Annotated in this window: 17 protein-coding genes; 12 read left to right on the top strand and 5 right to left on the bottom strand. The window is 63.6% G+C overall.

The features are described 5' to 3' along the window. Window position 1: 1 nt before the first annotated feature. From cobU to NTD82_RS17320, 8 genes are all read left to right on the top strand, one after another. Complete coding sequence (gene cobU / locus NTD82_RS17355) at window positions 2-523, top strand: bifunctional adenosylcobinamide kinase/adenosylcobinamide-phosphate guanylyltransferase (protein ID WP_095155419.1); 522 nt, start codon at window positions 2-4, stop codon at window positions 521-523. Beyond that, window positions 520-1,575 (top strand): nicotinate-nucleotide--dimethylbenzimidazole phosphoribosyltransferase, encoded by a 1,056-nt coding sequence (cobT, locus tag NTD82_RS17350; RefSeq protein ID WP_262129578.1) that lies wholly within the window; start codon window positions 520-522, stop codon window positions 1,573-1,575. Before cobU ends, cobT begins: the two co-directional genes overlap by 4 nt. Beyond that, window positions 1,572-2,141 (top strand): alpha-ribazole phosphatase, encoded by a 570-nt coding sequence (cobC, locus tag NTD82_RS17345; protein ID WP_262129577.1) that lies wholly within the window; start codon window positions 1,572-1,574, stop codon window positions 2,139-2,141. The genes cobT and cobC overlap by 4 nt, the downstream gene beginning before the upstream one ends. Then, window positions 2,141-2,878, top strand: a complete 738-nt coding sequence (locus tag NTD82_RS17340) for an adenosylcobinamide-GDP ribazoletransferase (RefSeq protein WP_262129576.1) — start codon at window positions 2,141-2,143, stop codon at window positions 2,876-2,878. The genes cobC and NTD82_RS17340 overlap by 1 nt, the downstream gene beginning before the upstream one ends. Before the next feature lie 45 nt (window positions 2,879-2,923). Continuing rightward, complete coding sequence (locus tag NTD82_RS17335) at window positions 2,924-3,328, top strand: MarR family winged helix-turn-helix transcriptional regulator (protein WP_095155423.1); 405 nt, start codon at window positions 2,924-2,926, stop codon at window positions 3,326-3,328. 62 nt (window positions 3,329-3,390) lie between these two features. Beyond that, the gene (locus NTD82_RS17330) at window positions 3,391-4,599 is read left to right on the top strand and encodes an MFS transporter (RefSeq protein WP_262129575.1); all 1,209 of its coding nucleotides are present in this window, start codon (window positions 3,391-3,393) and stop codon (window positions 4,597-4,599) included. Then, window positions 4,596-4,718 carry a hypothetical protein gene (locus NTD82_RS17325; RefSeq protein WP_262129574.1) on the top strand — a complete coding sequence of 41 codons (123 nt, stop codon included), beginning with the start codon at window positions 4,596-4,598 and terminating at the stop codon, window positions 4,716-4,718. Before NTD82_RS17330 ends, NTD82_RS17325 begins: the two co-directional genes overlap by 4 nt. A 39-nt stretch (window positions 4,719-4,757) precedes the next feature. Continuing rightward, the gene (locus NTD82_RS17320; RefSeq protein WP_262129573.1) at window positions 4,758-5,309 is read left to right on the top strand and encodes a glutathione peroxidase; all 552 of its coding nucleotides are present in this window, start codon (window positions 4,758-4,760) and stop codon (window positions 5,307-5,309) included. A gap of 12 nt (window positions 5,310-5,321) precedes the next feature. Here NTD82_RS17320 and NTD82_RS17315 read toward each other — a convergent pair whose 3' ends face one another. After that, window positions 5,322-5,582 (bottom strand): DUF2798 domain-containing protein, encoded by a 261-nt coding sequence (locus tag NTD82_RS17315; protein WP_095155426.1) that lies wholly within the window; start codon window positions 5,580-5,582, stop codon window positions 5,322-5,324. 119 nt (window positions 5,583-5,701) lie between these two features. On the opposite strand from NTD82_RS17315, the gene NTD82_RS17310 reads away from it, so the two are divergent. Beyond that, on the top strand, window positions 5,702-6,637 hold the full coding sequence (locus NTD82_RS17310; protein ID WP_095155427.1) for a LysR family transcriptional regulator: 936 nt from the start codon (window positions 5,702-5,704) through the stop codon (window positions 6,635-6,637). Window positions 6,638-6,682: 45 nt separating this feature from the next. Here NTD82_RS17310 and NTD82_RS17305 read toward each other — a convergent pair whose 3' ends face one another. From NTD82_RS17305 to NTD82_RS17295, 3 genes are all read right to left on the bottom strand, one after another. Beyond that, window positions 6,683-7,969, bottom strand: a complete 1,287-nt coding sequence (locus NTD82_RS17305; RefSeq protein ID WP_262129572.1) for an OmpP1/FadL family transporter — start codon at window positions 7,967-7,969, stop codon at window positions 6,683-6,685. Window positions 7,970-8,117: 148 nt separating this feature from the next. Continuing rightward, window positions 8,118-8,600: a hypothetical protein gene (locus NTD82_RS17300; protein WP_095155429.1), complete on the bottom strand. Its 483-nt coding sequence runs from the start codon at window positions 8,598-8,600 to the stop codon at window positions 8,118-8,120. Between the two features lie 269 nt (window positions 8,601-8,869). Then, window positions 8,870-9,094, bottom strand: coding sequence for a hypothetical protein (locus NTD82_RS17295; RefSeq protein ID WP_095155718.1), 225 nt, complete (start codon window positions 9,092-9,094; stop codon window positions 8,870-8,872). Between the two features lie 944 nt (window positions 9,095-10,038). Here NTD82_RS17295 and NTD82_RS17290 point away from each other — a divergent pair. Together NTD82_RS17290 and rmuC are read left to right on the top strand one after the other, a co-directional pair. Then, window positions 10,039-10,467, top strand: a complete 429-nt coding sequence (locus NTD82_RS17290) for a tetratricopeptide repeat protein (protein ID WP_262129592.1) — start codon at window positions 10,039-10,041, stop codon at window positions 10,465-10,467. 58 nt (window positions 10,468-10,525) lie between these two features. Next, window positions 10,526-12,040, top strand: a complete 1,515-nt coding sequence (rmuC, locus tag NTD82_RS17285) for a DNA recombination protein RmuC (RefSeq protein ID WP_262129571.1) — start codon at window positions 10,526-10,528, stop codon at window positions 12,038-12,040. Here the strand turns inward: rmuC and NTD82_RS17280 are convergent. Further along, window positions 12,012-15,488 (bottom strand): hybrid sensor histidine kinase/response regulator, encoded by a 3,477-nt coding sequence (locus NTD82_RS17280; protein ID WP_175652431.1) that lies wholly within the window; start codon window positions 15,486-15,488, stop codon window positions 12,012-12,014. The two genes, rmuC and NTD82_RS17280, sit on opposite strands and share 29 nt — an antisense overlap. Before the next feature lie 271 nt (window positions 15,489-15,759). On the opposite strand from NTD82_RS17280, the gene NTD82_RS17275 reads away from it, so the two are divergent. Further along, the gene (locus NTD82_RS17275; protein ID WP_095155433.1) at window positions 15,760-16,908 is read left to right on the top strand and encodes a TDT family transporter; all 1,149 of its coding nucleotides are present in this window, start codon (window positions 15,760-15,762) and stop codon (window positions 16,906-16,908) included. Window positions 16,909-16,930 lie beyond the last annotated feature (22 nt).

Raw genomic sequence — 16,930 nt, 5'->3', positions numbered from 1 at the left:
CATGCTCAACCTGATTCTCGGTGGCGCCCGCTCGGGCAAGAGCCGCCTGGCCGAACAGCGTGCCGCGGCCAGCGGCCTGGCGGTGACCTACATCGCCACCAGCGAACCGCTCGACGGTGAAATGAACGCCCGGGTGCAACTGCACCGCGAGCGCCGCCCCGCCGAATGGGCCCTGATCGAAGAACCCGTGGCCCTGGCCAGGGTCCTCCAGGCCGAAGCCGCCAGCGACCGTTGCCTGCTGGTGGACTGCCTGACCCTGTGGCTGACCAACTTGCTGATGCTCGAAGACCCGCAGCGCCTGGCCGCCGAGCGCGACGCGCTGCTGGCCTGCCTGCCGACGCTGCCGGGCGAGATTATCCTGGTCAGCAATGAAACCGGCCTTGGCGTGGTGCCCATGGGCGAACTGACCCGGCGTTACGTCGATGAAGCCGGCTGGTTGCATCAAGCCATCGCCGAACGTTGCCAGCGCGTGGTGCTGACTGTCGCGGGCCTGCCGCTTTTCCTCAAAGGAGCCGAATCATGAGTCAAACCTGGTGGCTGAACCCTTGTCGCGCCGCCGACGAATCGGTGCGCGATGCCGCGCTGGCGCGTCAGCAACAACTGACCAAACCGGCCGGCTCCCTCGGCCGGCTGGAGCAGGTGGCAGTAACCCTGGCCGCGCTGCAGGGGCGGCTGAAGCCGGCGCTGGAGCAGGTCTGGATCAGCATTTTCGCGGGTGACCACGGTGTGGTTGCCGAAGGCATTTCCGCTTATCCGCAAGAAGTCACCGGGCAGATGCTGCTGAATTTCGTCAGCGGCGGCGCGGCCATCAGCGTGCTTGCCCGGCAACTGGACGCGCGGCTGGAGGTGGTCGATCTCGGCACGGTGAACCTGGCGCTGGATCTGCCTGGCGTGCGCCATCTGCGCATCGCCCCCGGCACCGCCAATTTCGCCCGCGAACCGGCGATGACCGCTGAGCAGGGCCAACAAGCATTGCAGGCGGGTCGCGACAGCGCGTTGCGTGCGGTCGAGGCGGGTGCGCGGCTGTTTATCGGTGGAGAAATGGGCATCGGCAACACCACCGCCGCCAGCGCCCTGGCTTGCGCCTTGCTCGGTTGCCCGGCGACCGAACTGAGCGGGCCGGGCACCGGCCTGGACGCGGCGGGTGTGCGGCACAAGGCGGCAGTGATCGAGGCGGCGCTGAAGCGTCATGCCGAGGTCAATGGCGATCCGTTGCAGGCGCTGTTCCATGTCGGCGGCCTGGAAATCGCGGCGCTGGTCGGCGCTTATCTGGCCTGCGCTCAGGAAGGCGTGGCGGTGCTGGTGGACGGGTTTATCTGCACCGTGGCGGCGCTGGTGGCGGTACGGATCAATCCGTCTTGCCGTGAATGGCTGTTCTTCGGTCATCGCGGCGCCGAGCCGGGTCATCGCCGGGTGCTGGCGGAACTGGACGGCGAGCCGCTGCTGGAACTGGGCCTGCGCCTGGGCGAGGGCAGTGGCGCGGCGCTGGCGGTGCCGCTGCTGCGCCTGGCCTGCGACCTGCACGGGCAGATGGCGACATTCGCCGAAGCCGCGGTGGCGGACCGTCCGGCATGATCCTCGACCTGCTGCGGCACGGTGAAACCGAACTGGGCGGCGGCTTTCGCGGCAGCCTTGATGACGCCTTGACTGAGCAGGGTTGGGCGCAGATGCACGCTGCGGTGTCCGAGGCCGGGCCTTGGGATCAACTGGTGAGTTCGCCGTTGCAGCGCTGCGCGCGGTTTGCCGAGGTGCTGGCGGAGCGTCTGGACCTGCCGCTGGCGCTGGATCCGGGGCTTCAGGAGCTGCATTTCGGTGATTGGGAAGGACGTAGCGCCCTCGACCTGATGCAGGACCACGAACAGGCGCTGGGCGAATTCTGGGCTGATCCCTATGGTTTCACGCCGCCGGGGGGCGAGCCGGTGGCGGCGTTCTCCGCGCGGGTGCTGGCCGCGTTGGAGCGGTTGCAATTGGCTTATGCCGGTCAGCGGGTGTTGCTGGTGACGCATGGCGGAGTCATGCGCCTGTTGCTGGCGCGCGCCCGTGGGTTGCCCCGTGAGCAGTTGTTGCAGGTGCAGGTCGGCCATGGTGCGCTGCATCGGCTGGATGTCGAGGCGGGTGGCCGGTTGCGGGAGATCTGCTGATGTTGCCATTCTGGATCGCCTTGCAGTTCCTCAGCAGCCTGCCGGTGACCTTGCCGGACATGCCATCGCCCCAGCAGAACGGGCGGTCGCTGCTCTTCTATCCGTTGGTGGGGCTGTTGTTCGGTGTGCTGCTCTGGGGCTTGAACACCGTGTTGGCCGGGAGCCCGGCGCTGTTGCATGCGGCGCTGCTATTGAGCGCCTGGGTCGCCTTGAGCGGTGGCCTGCACCTGGACGGGCTGGCCGATAGCGCCGATGCCTGGCTGGGTGGTTTCGGCGATCGCGAGCGCACGCTGACCATCATGAAGGACCCGCGTAGCGGGCCGATTGCGGTGGTCACGCTGGTGTTGGTGCTGCTGCTCAAGTTCTGCGCGTTGCTGGCCCTGATTGAGGCGGGGCAGGGCGCACTGCTGTTGCTCGCGCCGGTGACAGGGCGGGCGGCGATGCTGGCGCTGTTTCTCCATACGCCGTATGTGCGGCCCGGCGGGCTCGGCCAGGCGTTGGCCGAACACCTGCCGCGTCGTGGCGCGACCTGGATGTTGTTGCTGAGTGGCGCGGGTTGTCTGCTCATGGGCGGCGGGGCGGCGGCAGTGGCATTGCTGGCGGCGGGGCTGGCCTTTTTCGCCTTGCGTCGCTCGATGATGCGACGACTGGGCGGCACCACCGGCGATACCGCTGGCGCCTTGCTGGAGCTGCTGGAAACGGTGGTTTTGTTGAGTCTTGCCCTGGGGCTCGGCTGAAATGTTTTGTTGCGTTTGTCGAGGTGCGGGTATATACACGCTTTCATGTTGACCGGTATCTGCATCTGCACTCATCTGCGTCGCGCTGCCCGAGGGGTGAGCCGGCATTACGACGAGGCCCTCGAAGGCTTCGGCATCAATGTCGCCCAGTTTTCCCTGCTGCGGCACCTGCAACGCCTCGACAAGCCCAGTATTTCGTCCTTGGCCGACGCCATGGGCCTGGACCGCAGCACCCTGGGCCGCAACCTCAAGGTGTTGCAGGCTGACGGTTTGGTGGCCATGACCGAGGGCGATGACTTGCGCAATCGCCTGGTGTTGCTCACCGAACAGGGTAAGGCCCGCTTGCAGGCCGCCGAACCCGCCTGGGAGCAGGCGCAGGAACGGCTGGTGGACACCCTGGGTGAAACGCAGCGCGATGAGCTGGTCCGCTTGCTAAAACAGTTGGCCTGAGTTTTAACGACCTTAAGCGGGTATATACCCGCAAATAATTTCCGGCACAGGAGAGAAGAACAATGACATCCGTATGGCGAACCAGTGGCTGGCTGTTGCTGGGCGCGGCGCTGATCCTGGCGTTGTCGCTGGGCGTGCGACACGGCTTCGGCCTGTTCCTGGCGCCGATGAGTGCCGAATTCGGCTGGGGCCGCGGCGTCTTCGCCTTTGCCATCGCCTTGCAGAACCTGGTCTGGGGTCTGGCCCAGCCTTTCGCCGGAGCTTTGGCCGATCGGTTGGGCGCGGCGAAAGTGGTGGTCATCGGCGGCATCCTCTACGCCTGTGGCCTGGTGCTGATGGGCATGTCGGACTCGCCTGTCACGCTTTCCCTCAGTGCCGGCTTGCTGATCGGTATCGGCCTGTCCGGCACCTCGTTCTCGGTGATCCTCGGTGTGGTTGGTCGCGCCGTCCCACCGGAAAAACGCAGCATGGCCATGGGTATCGCCAGCGCTGCCGGCTCGTTCGGCCAGTTCGCCATGCTTCCTGGCACCCTCGGTTTGATCAACTGGTTGGGCTGGTCGCTGGCGTTGCTGGCGCTGGGCCTGATGGTGGCGTTCATCGTGCCGCTGGTGAGCATGCTCAAGGATCGTCCGTTGCCGGCCCAGGGTCATGAACAGACCCTCGGCGAGGCCCTGCGCGAAGCCTGTTCGCACACGGGTTTCTGGCTGTTGGCGCTGGGCTTCTTCGTCTGTGGCTTCCAGGTGGTGTTCATCGGTGTGCACCTGCCGGCCTACCTGGTGGATCAGCACCTGCCGGCGACCACCGGGACCACGGTGCTGGCGCTGGTCGGCTTGTTCAATATCGTCGGCACCTACACCGCCGGCTGGCTCGGCGGACGGATGTCCAAGCCGCGTCTGCTGGCTGGGCTGTACCTGCTGCGCAGCGTGGTCATCGTGCTGTTCCTCTGGGCGCCGATCACCACGTTCAGCGCCTACCTGTTCGGTATCGCCATGGGCCTGCTGTGGCTGTCCACCGTGCCGCTGACCAACGGCACCGTGGCGACCCTGTTCGGCGTGCGCAACCTGTCGATGCTCGGCGGTATCGTCTTCCTCTTCCATCAATTGGGCGCTTTCCTGGGTGGCTGGCTGGGCGGGGTGGTCTACGACCAGACCGGTAACTACGACCTGGTCTGGCAGATTTCCATCGTCCTCAGCTTGCTGGCGGCGGCGTTGAACTGGCCGGTGCGCGAGCGTCCCGTGGCGCGTCTGCAAGCCACGGCGGGGGCGGCGTGAGTCGTTACGGTCTGTGGTTGGTCGGGCTGTCGCTGGCAACCCTGTTGCTGGCGTTGGCCTGGTGGGGCTGGCAAAAAGGCGGGCTCGCCCTGATGCAATTGGGCATGGGCGTCTGTTAGGCGTAGGCTGAAGGTTCGCACCCCAAAAGGAGAACCTTCATGCACGTACGCCGCCTGTTGATTGCCTCACTCCTGCTCGGCTTCAGTGGTTTCGCCCTGGCCGATGGCTGCCCGGCCTTGCTCCAGGGCGATCTGCAGAAACTGCGCGCCAAAGAGCGGATCGATCTGTGCGAGCAGTTCGCCGGCAAGCCGCTGGTGGTGGTCAACACCGCCAGCTATTGCGGTTTCGCCCCGCAGTTCGAAGGGCTCGAAGCGGTCTACAAGGAGTACCACGGGCAGGGGCTGGAAATGCTCGGCGTGCCGTCCAATGACTTCAAGCAGGAAGACGCCGACAGCGAGAAGACCGCCAAGGTCTGCTACGCCAACTACGGCGTGACCTTCACCATGACCGAGCCGCAGCGGGTGCGCGGCGCCGATGCCACGCCGCTGTTTCGCGAGCTGGCGCAGCAGAGCAGCGCGCCGAAGTGGAATTTCTACAAATATGTGGTCGACCGCCAGGGCAAGGTGGTGGCCAATTTCTCCAGTCTGACCAAGCCGGATGATCCGGAGTTCAAGGCGGCCATCGAAAAAGCCATCGCCTCCCGGCCCTGATGCGGCGCGAGATCATTTCGGCGGGTGGACGGTCCACGACACCAGCTTGATCACGATCGGCCGAACCACCAGCACGCAGACGAACGCGACCGGCATGGCCAGTTGATAGGCCCGCAGCACATTGCCCAGGTAATGCTCGTTGACACCGCTGTTGGCGGCGGTGATCACGAAGCACATCAGCATGGCCATGATGGACGACATATAGAACGCGAAGACGTACGGGGTGGCGCGAACGCCGAGCTTCGGGCGACGGGTGACGGCGGATGAATTCATGAATGCTCCTCGAAGGATTCAGTTGAGTGGGCGCAGGTTAACAAGGCATTCGCGGCGCAAGTAGACGGGCAGGTCTTAGGTCTTTATAAAGGGAAGCTTACGAATACCGGAGATTGCCCGTGAACCTGCTGGGCCTGATCAAGAGCTTCATCAAGGTGGTCGAGGCCGGCAGCATCGCTGGCGGCGCCCGCAGTCTCGGCTTGAGTGCGGCCGCGGTCAGCCAGAATATCGCCCGTCTCGAAGCGCACCTGCAGGTCCGCCTGCTGGCCCGCACCACTCGCAGCATGGTGCTGACTGCGAGCGGTACGCTCTATTACGAGAAAGTCCGGCATATCGAACGCGACCTCGAAGAAGCACAACAAGCCGTGACCACCGTGGATAGCGAGCCTCAAGGCCGCCTGTGCATTTCCACTTCGTCGGCGTTCGGTCGTCACGTGCTGGGGCGGTTGATTCCTGAGTTCAGCGCGCTGTATCCACGCCTTTCGATTGAATTGCTTACGAGTGACAACAAAGTCGACCATGCCCGCCAGGGTGTGGACGTGAGTATCCGCATCACCCCGCAGCTTGAAGATGGCCTGCTGGCGCGACACGTCGCCCAAGTGCCGTTTGTCTGTTGCGCATCCCCTGGCTACCTGGCGCGCGAGGGCTGGCCGCAAAGTCCGGAAGAGCTGAAGCAGCGCCGTTGCCTGGTGTTCCGCTACCCGGTGGATGGGCGCTTCCTGCGCTGGGGCTTCGTGCGCGATGGTTTGCGCTTCGATGCCGAGTTCGGCGATGTGCTGATCAGCGACGATATCGACGTCCTGGCCCAGATGGCTGCCCGCGACGGCGGCGTGACCCGGCTCGCCGAGTTCGTCGCCCGGCCTTATATCGAGCGCGGGGAGCTGGTGCGGTTATTCGAGGACAAGGGGGGTGAGCAGGCCTACGCCCAGACCGAGCCGATGGACATCTACCTGTGCGTCACCGACCGTTTGGCGATGACGCCGAAAGTGCGCGCGTTCCAGGCGTTTCTTCAGGCGAATCTGGGCGACGAGTGGAAGGTCAAATCGCACCCATGAAAAAACCGCCACGAGGGCGGTTTCTTCATACAGCCAGAAGCGAAATCAGAAGCGGTAGGTCAGGGACGCGCCCACGCCGTGTGCACTGTTTTCGTAGGTGGCGCGGTACGAACCCTTGAAGTGCGCAGGGTCGGTCGGCGACGTGGTCTGGTTGATCTTCGCGTCTTCTTCCCACAGGTAGGAGTAGGCGACGTCGATGGTCATGTCGTCATTCGGGCTCCAGCCGGCGCCGAGGCTGAAGATCTTGCGATCGCCAGTCGGAATGCGCGGCGAGCGGTTGACGTTGTTGGTCGGCGACTGGTCGACGGTGAAGCCGGTGCGCAGTACCCATTCCTTGTTCAGCTTGTAGGAAGCACCGATGGCGTGTGCCCAGGTGTCATGCCAGTTCTGCTCTTCGCTGATCTGGCCGAGGGTTGGCGCCAGGGCCGCCGGCACGCCTTCGTTGTTGACGGTGATGGCTTCCAGGCGGCTCCAGCGGGTCCAGGTGCTGCCCGCGTAGATCGTCCACTGGTCGTCCAGCTCGTGGGTAACCGAGAAGTCCACCGACTCAGGGGTCTTGATCTTCAGCGAGGCGTCGTACTTGGAGCCGCTCAGCGGGCCAAAGCCGGAACCCTGGATCTTGGTGTCGCCTTCGAGCTTGTAGTCGACCATCGAGTGGTAGGTCAGGCCGACGCGGGTGCTGTCGGTGGCCTGCACCAGGATGCCGATGTTGTAGCCGATAGCGGTGTCGTCACCGGAAATCTTCACCTTGCCGTCGTTGCGGCCTAGCGATACGCGGTTCAGCGCGGCGGATTCCAGGGCGCCTTCGATACGGTTGATGGTCGGGCCGAAACCGATCGAGACCTTGTCGTTGAAGGCGTAGCTGATGGTTGGCTGCAGGGTGACGACTTGTACTTCGGACTTGCTCCCGTAGTAACGGCCGTCAAAGCCGTTTTCATAGTCGGTCAGCAGACCGAACGGTACGTACATACCGAAGCCGAAGCTCCAGTGGTCGTCGATCGGCTTGACGTAGTAGCCCATCGGGACGCCAACCACGGGAACCATGTCGCCGTCATTGCTGCCGCCGAAGGTGCCGCTTGCGTGCTTGATATCTGTCTTGGCAATGACGGCGGCGCCGCCAACGGTGACTTGTTCACGTTTCAGGCGCGACATGCCGGCAGGGTTGCCAAACACGGTGCTGGCGTCGTCGGCAGAAGAAGAACGGCCCGCGAAACCGGTGCCCATGCCGCTGATGCTTTGTTCGTTGAGCGCGAAACCGCTGGCGAACAGGTTGGAAGAGGCCAGGGCAACGGCAAGACTGAGGGTGGTTTTGATGAGTGTGACTTTTTTCATTATTAGAAACTCCAGGGGATCACCGGGGCGCAAATTACCAACATTTTCCTACATGCGCTATAGGCTGTATCGCCGGAGATAGAGCGGTTTTGTAGGACAATCCGACCATAGTTGGCAATTCTTTCCGTTTGCTGATGTCGTTATTTTCCTAACATGCCTGACGTTCCAATGGCGTGATGCACGCCTGCCAGGCCCGGGTGAAGTCGCGCAGCCGGCCCTGTGGCTGAAAGATCTGGCGCCATATTTTCGCCATGCCGAGCAGGTCATCGGCATCGGGTAATCGAGGCGCCTGTTCTTCGATCAGCATCCAGGCAATGGCAGTCGCGTAACGGAGGTTGACTGTCAGTTCCAGGTGCGGGCCATTGAGAAAGGCATGTTGACTAGCCAGACCACGCACGAGGCTGGCCAGTTCCGGATCGCGGGCGAGAAAGTGATCCCAGATGGATTGGTGACGCAGTTCGGCGATGCGGTAGAGGCCATGGCCGCGACGATCGTGGAGGGCGGCGCCGAGGGCTGACTGGCTGGCCGCTACGCCCAGTAGCAAGGCTTCGGCGCTGGGGCAGTGACGGTCCAGGTAGATCAAGGTCGGACGAATCACGTATTGGCTCAACTCGCTCGCGGCGATACCCATAATGCCCTCGAACTCGAAAGTGGCCGGCGGGACGCTGGTGCTTGGCAGCAGGTGGTCGGGGGTCAGGCCCGCCGGAAGCGGACAGGGCCGCTTGAGTTGAAGTGTAGTGTCATATTTGCGCTGTAAAGGGCTGTTTTTAAATCATTTCCGGCTTTTCGTTATAGGTCATATGCCGTTAGGTACTTAAAAAACAGGGGTGTTTTGAGGGTGCCGGAACGGCTATGCGGATAGCAAAAGCCCCTCGAATGAGGGGCTTGGGCGTGTGTCCATCAGGCGACGAGCGCCTGACGGGTCCGGTCGATGACCGCTTGCAGCGGTTCGGCACCGGTGTATTGGTCGGGGTACAGGCGCTCGCTGTGTTGAGCGATACCGTTTTCGTCGACCAGGGTGAAGCTGAAGCTGTTCTTGCGCGAGGCGAGAATGATGCAGTTCAGTGGCGCAAAAGCCTGGGATAGGGTGCGAATGGCAGCCTGAGTACGGGTGTTTTGATTCATCATTATTGGAAGTTCCTGCATGAGATACGGCAAGTTTGAGCCGTATATATTTCAAACGTTCCAGTAACGCTGGCCTTTAATGAGGCGATGCGGAGAACCTGACTGGAACAGGGCAGCCAGTGATGAGCGCAATAAAAAGTGGCGCCTGGGCTGACTGGTAGGTACTTCAGAAGACGGGCAACACACCAGGGCAGGGTTCTGCGCCTCTGGGTGAGGATCCTGTTCAATCTGCTTTTTGGCTCGGCAGGGCGGGTATGGATTTGCCTGGGGAGCTTTCGAGTGGCGGGTCCTGTTTCAGCAGGATGGCCCTGAAGAGTGGGCGATGCTGCAAGGACCGCTTTTGCCAGAATGAGTTTCAGCTTGGTACTAACGGCGGCAAGAGTATCGGGCTCGCCTGGGATTGGCAAGCTTTTTTATCTTTCGTCCGGCGAGCCGAGCATTATGTCCACTTTGCTGGTCGCTGTGAAGCCCCGCTTCTTGACGCGAATCGCTGTGATGGTGCAGTGAGCCGCCTCGCTTTGGGGCGCTTGTACACACTTGGAGCGACCTGTGTCACAACGCTGTAACAGCCTGAGATACGCCTGCCATTGACTTGCTCGAACGGACAAGTCAATGAAAAAAAACACTTTTTTGAGCTGGTGAAAAAATCGACAGTTTGACTGGGAGCCCCATTCCACCGGGGTTTGCGGGGTGTCAGGGGCGGTTGTCCACCGAGTTATCCACAGCTTCTGTGGATTGTCCCGAGCGGTTGCTCTAGGACGGGCGTGCTAGCTTGTCGGAAGCTGTCAGACAATTTTCCTTGGGCGTAGTACTGGCTAAAAAATCACCTAAGAAAGGTCAAGAAAAAACTTCAGCGGAATCGAAAAAAACTTCAGAAATGAGCCGGGCGATCGTCGGAAAAATCGGGTAGAGTGCGCGCCCCAAGAAATGCCTTGCCTGTTTTTATGAAGTTTCGCGGTAAATCCTCAGACGCCAATCCTTCGTCATCGTCCGTTCCCGAGCCTCGGCGTTTCTCGCTGAAGGTTGCCCTGTGGCTGCTGGACAGCCCGCGGCTGGGTGACAAACCCCAGGTCAAGCATTTTGCCGGTCGCCTGCTCAAGCAGCCGGCCCGCGAAGGCGTGGTGGTGGCGCAGAGCCGTTTGGGCCAGATGCTCTGCCGCGATTGCGGCAATGCCCGCGACCGGCGTATCGGTCATGAGCTGCTGCGCCAGGCGGCCAGGGCCGGTGACCGGCGGGCGCAATTGGAGTACGGCCGGCTCTGCAGCCAGCCCGAAGTCAACGAGCCGGAACAGGCCCGCCACTGGCTTGAGCAGGCCGCGGCCAAGGGCTCGGCAGAAGCCAGCCGCCTGCTGGGGCAACTGCCGCGCGGCTGAGTGCTGCACCGCGCTCGGGTGCTGTTAAGCTCTGCGGGACTTTTTTCCGGGGGTGAGCATGTTGTCGATGGCTGCAATCGATCTGGCCAGTGTGATGCTGGGTGTGGTGCTGGCCCTGGTGCCGTCGGGCCTGCTGCTGTTGCGTTGGCAACGCCAGCAGGCGGAGCGCCAGGCCCTGGCGATCCTTCACGAGGAGCGCCTGAACAGCGCGCTTCTGGTTCAGGAAGGCCTGCAGGCGCAATTGGACGCCAGCCGTGACGAGATCAGCGACCTCAGCCAGGCCAACGCGGTCAAACAGGCCAATCTCGCCGCCCAGGCCCGCGAACTGGACCTGCTGCAGATCGACCGCGATAACGCGCGTGATGCCGCCCACGCCTGGAACCTTGAACGCAGCGCCCGCGAAGCCGAGCTGCGCCACCTCGATGCCCGCTGCGCCGCCCTTGACGCCGAGCTGCGCGAGCAGCAGGACAGCCACCAGCAACGCCTGAATGACCTGCAAGGCTCGCGGGATGAATTGCGTGCGCAGTTCGCGGAAATGGCCACGCGCATCTTCGACGAGCGCGAACAGCGTTTCGCCCAGACCAGCCAGCAGCACCTCGGGCAGTTGCTCGATCCGCTCAAGGAGCGCATCCAGGCCTTCGAAAAACGGGTGGAAGAAAGCTACCAGCAGGAAGCGCGCGAGCGTTTCTCGCTGGGCAAGGAGCTGGAGCGGCTGCAACAACTCAACCTGCGCCTGAGCGACGAGGCAACCAACCTGACCCAGGCCCTCAAGGGGCAGAAAACCCAAGGCAACTGGGGCGAACTGATTCTGGAGCGGGTGCTGGAACATGCCGGCCTGGAGAAGGGCCGCGAGTACCAGACCCAGGTCAGCCTGAAAAGCGCCGATGGCGAGCGTTTCCAGCCGGACGTGCTGATTTTCCTGCCGGACGACAAGCAGGTCGTAGTGGACTCCAAGGTCAGCCTGACCGCCTATCAGCAGTTCGTCGCCGCCACCGAAGACGATGTCGCCCAAGCCGCATTGAAGCAGCACGTGCACTCGTTGCGCAGCCACATCAAAGGCTTGTCCAGCAAGGACTACAGCCGCCTTGAAGGTTTGCGCAGCCTGGATTTCGTTCTGCTGTTCGTGCCGATCGAAGCGGCATTTTCGGCGGCGTTGCAGGCCGAGCCGACGCTGTTTCAGGAAGCCTTCGACCGGCAGATCGTGGTCGTCAGCCCGACCACGCTGCTGGCCACTTTGCGGGTTATCGACAGCCTGTGGAAACAGGAGCGGCAGAGCCAGAACGCCAAGGAAATCGCCGAGCGCGCCGGCTGGCTGTATGACAAGTTCGTGCTGTTCATTCAGGACCTGGACGAACTCGGCAGTCGCCTGCAACAGGTCGACAAGGCCTACGCGGCGGCGCGCAACAAGCTCTGCGAGGGGCGCGGCAACCTGATCAGCCGCAGCGAGCAGCTCAAGCTGCTCGGCGCCCGGGCCAGCAAGAGCCTGCCGACCGATCTGCTGGAGCGAGCCATGCAGGCCGGCGACAACCCGGCCAACGATCTGCTTACTGCACCAGGCTCAGATGGCGATTGAGCAGGGCGCGCAAGGCTGCCGGCTTGACCGGCTTGCTCAGGTAGTCGAGGCCCGCGGCATGCACCTTGGCCACGGTCTCGCCGTGACCGTCGGCGCTGATCACCACGCCCGGCACCGGCTCGCCGAGGCGGGTGCGTAGCCAGGCCATCAATTCCGTCCCCACCTCGCCGTCGTCCAGGTGATAGTCCACCAGCGCCAGGTGCGGGCGCAGGCCCTTGTCCAGCAATGCGGCGCATTCCTCCCGGTTGCGCGCGGTGGAGACCTGGCAGCCCCAGCGACTGAGCAGGCTGTTCATGCCGATCAGGATGCTGTCTTCGTTGTCCACGCACAGCACTTGCAGGCCCGCCAGCGGCTGGCCGGCCTGTTCCGGCGTCTTCACCGGCTCGATAGCCCGCTCACTGGCCAGCGGCACCTTGACCCGGAACACGCTGCCCTTGCCGGTCCATGACTGCACCTCCAGCGGATGGCCGAGCACCTTGCACAGACCGTCGGCGATCGCCAGGCCCAGGCCGAGGCCTTTTTCGGCACGGGTCTGGTGGCTGTCCAGGCGTTTGAATTCTTCGAAGATCACTTGCAGCTTGTCGTCGGCAATGCCCGGCCCACGGTCCCAGACTTCCAGCCACAGGTGGTCCTTGTGGCGGCGCACGCCCAGCAGGATCGGGCTCTTGCCGTAGCGGAAGGCGTTGGTGAGGAAATTCTGCAAGATCCGCCGCAGCAGCTTCATGTCGCTGTTCACCCGCAGGCGGCTGCCGCGCAGGCGGAAGTCCAGGCCCTGTTCGCGGGCCAGCACCTTGAACTCGGCGCCGAGGGTGTCGAACAGTTCGCTGAGGGCGAAGGGCTTGGCGTCCGGGGTGATTTTGCCGTTTTCCAGGCGCGAGATATCCAGCAGGTCGCTGATCAGTTCTTCCGCCGAACGCAGCGAGCTGTCCATGTGCTGGACCAGTTGCTGGGCCTCGCCGGACAGGCCCTCGGCCTGGTGCGACAGCGCCGCCGAGAACAGCCGCGCGGCGTTCAGCGGTTGCATCAGGTCGTGGCTGACCGCGGCAAGGAAACGGGTCTTGGACTTGTTCGCCGCCTCGGCATGGCTTTTTGCTTCGGTCAGCGCCAGGTTCAGTTGCGACAGCTCGCGGGTGCGCTCGGCGACCCGTTGTTCGAGGCTTTCGTTGGAGTCCTTGAGCGCTTGTTCGGCTTCGCGGAACGGCGTGATGTCGGTGAAACTCATGACGAAACCGCCGCCCGGCATCGGGTTGCCGATCAGCTCGATGACCCGGCCGTTGGGGAACAGCCGCTCGGAGGTATGCGCGCGGCCCTGGCGCATCCAGTGCAGGCGCCGGGCAACGTGAACCTGCGCTTCGCCGGGGCCGCACAGGCCGCGTTCGGCGTTGTAGCGAATGATGTCGGCAATCGGCCGGCCAACGCTGATCAGCCCGTCCGGGTAGTTGAACAGCTCAAGATAGCGGCGGTTCCACGCCACCAGGCGCAGCGACTGGTCGACCACGCTGATGCCCTGGCTGATGTTCTCGATGGCGCCTTGCAGCAGAGCGCGGTTGAACTGCAGCACTTCCGAGGCTTCGTCAGCGATGCGCACTACGTCTTCGAGCTGCATGTCGCGGCCTTCGATGGCCGCCTTGACCACTGCGCGGGTCGAGGACGTGCCCAGCACGCCGGCGAGCAGGCGCTCGGTGTGTTCGATCCACTCGCCGTCGGCATTCTGGTTGGGGTTGAAGCCTTTGCCCTGGCGGTAGGCGAAGCGGATGAAGCTCTGCCGTGCACGTTCTTCGCCGACGAAACGCGCGGCGAGGTGCAGCAGGTCATCGATCTGCACCGCCAGCAGCGAGCGGTTGCTCGGCCGCGCGCTGCTTTGCTGGCCGATGAAACGCCCGGCTTGCCAGTGCTCGGTGACCCGGGTCCGCGACAGCACCGAGACCCAGGCGAACACCGTGAAGTTACCGGCCAGCGACAGCACCACGCCTTGGGTCAGCGGGGTGATCGGCAGGTCCAGCGGGTTGCCGTGCAGCCACGCCAGGCCGGGGAATAGCTCCAGCGACCAGCCCAGGCTATGGGCGGCGATCGGCAGCACCAGGGTGTAGAACCAGAGGAAGGTGCCGGTGGCGAGACCGGCGAATACGCCGCGGCGGTTGGCCTGTTTCCAGTACAACGCGCCGAGCATGGCCGGGGTCAGTTGGGTGACCGCGGCGAAGGCGATCTGGCCGATGGTCGCTAGGCTCGCCGTCGAACCGAGCAAGCGGTAGCTGACATACGCCAGCAGCAGGATGACCACGATGGTCACCCGGCGCACCGTGAGCATCCAGTGGCGGAACGCTTCGAACGGACGCTCGGCGTTGTTGCGGCGCAGCAGCCAGGGCAGCAGCATGTCGTTGGACACCATGGTCGACAGCGCCACGGCCTCGACGATGACCATGCCGGTAGCGGCCGAAGCACCGCCGATAAACGCCAGCAGGGCCAGGCTCGGATGGGCCTCGGCCAATGGCAGGCTGATGACGAAGGAGTCGGAAATCACCGTGCCCGGCAGCAGCATTTGTCCGGCCAGGGCAATCGGCACCACGAACAGTGCGGCCAGAACCAGGTACATCGGAAACACCCAGCGGGCCATGCGCATGTCCTGCGGCTCGATGTTCTCCACTACGGTGACCTGGAACTGCCGGGGCAGGCAGATGATCGCCATCATCGCCACCCCGGTCTGCACCACCATCGACGGCCAGTTGATGGTCTCTTGCCAGTAGGCGTCCAGCGCGGGTGAGGCCTTGGCCTGGCTGAACAGGTCGTCGAAACCGTCATACAGGTTGAACACCACGAAGGCGCCGACGGCGAGGAAGGCCAGCAGCTTGACGATGGCTTCGAAGGCGATGGCCAGGACCATGCCGCGGTGGTGCTCGGTAACGTCGAGACTGCGGGTGCCGAAGACGATGGAGAACAGCGCCAGCACCAGCGAGACCACCAGCGCGGTGTCTTGCACCCGGCTGCCGGTGGCGTCGGCGTTGGCGCCGATCAGCAGGTTGACGCCGAGGACGATGCCTTTCAGTTGCAGGGCAATATAGGGCAGCACGCCGACCAGGCAGATCAGCGCGACCACCACCGCGAGCGCCTGCGATTTGCCGTAGCGGGCGGCGATGAAGTCGGCGATGGAGGTGATGTTTTCCTGTTTGCTGATCGCCACCATCTTCTGCAGCACCCAGGGCGCGAAGATCATCAGCAGCACCGGCCCGAGGTAGATCGGCAGGAACGCCCAGAGTTGTTCGGCGGCCTGGCCGACCGCGCCGAAGAACGTCCAACTGGTGCAGTACACCGCCAGCGACAGGCTGTAGACCCACGCGCGCAGACGCGGTGGCAGCGGGGTGCTGCGACGGTCACCGTAGAAGGCGATAGCGAACATGATGGCCATATAGGCCAGGGCGACCACCGCGATCAGCCCGCTGGACAACGACATGACAACTCCGAACAAAAAGTGAGCTGGCCGGCATGGCAGACGGCGAGCCTCGATCAATCAGTCTGGCATGCCGCCAACGCTTCGTCAGCGCCGACCAAGGTCGCAGTGGCGGGGTGTCGCAGGGAAGCGGCGATCCAGACGGGTTGTGGCGCAATTGCGGGGTTCTGTTATCTGTTAAATCGATAACAGATAGAGAAAATACCCGTTATATGGATATTCCTGTCAGTTGTAAGCTCATTCCTACCTCATCAGAGGACAGGAGATAACCGCCATGACTTGCCAGACCACTGCCCATCCCTTACGCCCTTTCAACCAGTTGGCCCATCCCCGCGAGGTGATTCGCCAGTTCACGCCGAACTGGTTCGCCGTGGTTATGGGCACCGGTGTGCTGGCGCTGGCCTTGCCGCAGGCGATGCCGGCACTGGCGGGCGTCGCCGAAGCGCTGTGGTGGTTGGCCATGGGGTTGTTCGTGTTGTTCTGTGTTCTTTATGGCGCGCGCTGGGTGCTGTTCTTCGATGAAGCGCGGCGCATCTTCGCCCACTCCACGGTGTCGATGTTCTTCGGCACCATTCCCATGGCGCTGGCGACCTTGCTCAACGGCGCCCTGGCGTTTGGCCTCGCGCGTTTTGGCGACGGCATCCTGCCGTGGGTCGAAGCGCTGTGGTGGCTGGATGTGGCGCTGGCGCTGCTGTGTGGCGTGGCGATTCCGTTTCTGATGTTCACACGCCAGGAGCACAGCATCGACCAGATGACGGCGGTCTGGCTGCTGCCGGTGGTGGCGGCGGAAGTGGCGGCGGCCAGCGGCGGCTTGCTGGCAGTTCATCTGGACGACGCCGCGCGGCAGTTCCAGGTGCTGATCACCAGTTATGTGCTGTGGGCGGTGTCGTTGCCAGTGGCGTTCAGCATCCTGACCATCCTTATCCTGCGCATGGCCCTGCACAAACTGCCACCGGCGCACATGGCCGCCTCGAGCTGGCTGGCGCTCGGCCCCATCGGCACCGGCGCGCTCGGCATGCTGCTGCTCGGCGGTGATGCCCCGGCGATCTTCGCCGCCAACGGCTTGGCCGGCTTTGGCGAAATCGCCCGCGGCCTGGGCCTGATCGCCGGGATCGTGCTCTGGGGCTGTGGGTTCTGGTGGTTGCTGACCGCGGTGCTGATCACCCTGCGTCACCTGCATCAGGGCATGCCGTTCAACCTCGGCTGGTGGGGCTTTACCTTCCCGCTGGGGGTGTACGCCCTGGCGACGCTGAAACTGGCGGTGTGGCTCAAGCTCGGATTCTTCCAGACCCTCGGCGGCGTGCTGGTGCTGGCGTTGATCGGGATGTGGTCGGTGGTGGCCTGGCGCACCGTGCGCGGGGCGTGGCGGGGCGAGTTGTTCGTTTCGCCGTGTATTGCCGATTGTGGCCGCAAGAAGGGCTGACCGATCGTGGCAAGCGGCACTG

It is taken from the genome of Pseudomonas sp. 5P_5.1_Bac1 (genome assembly GCF_025466015.1).
Taxonomy (GTDB): Bacteria; Pseudomonadota; Gammaproteobacteria; order Pseudomonadales; family Pseudomonadaceae; genus Aquipseudomonas.
The sequence above is the reverse complement of the archived record's forward strand: the minus strand, read 5'-3'. Positions and strand labels throughout refer to the sequence as shown.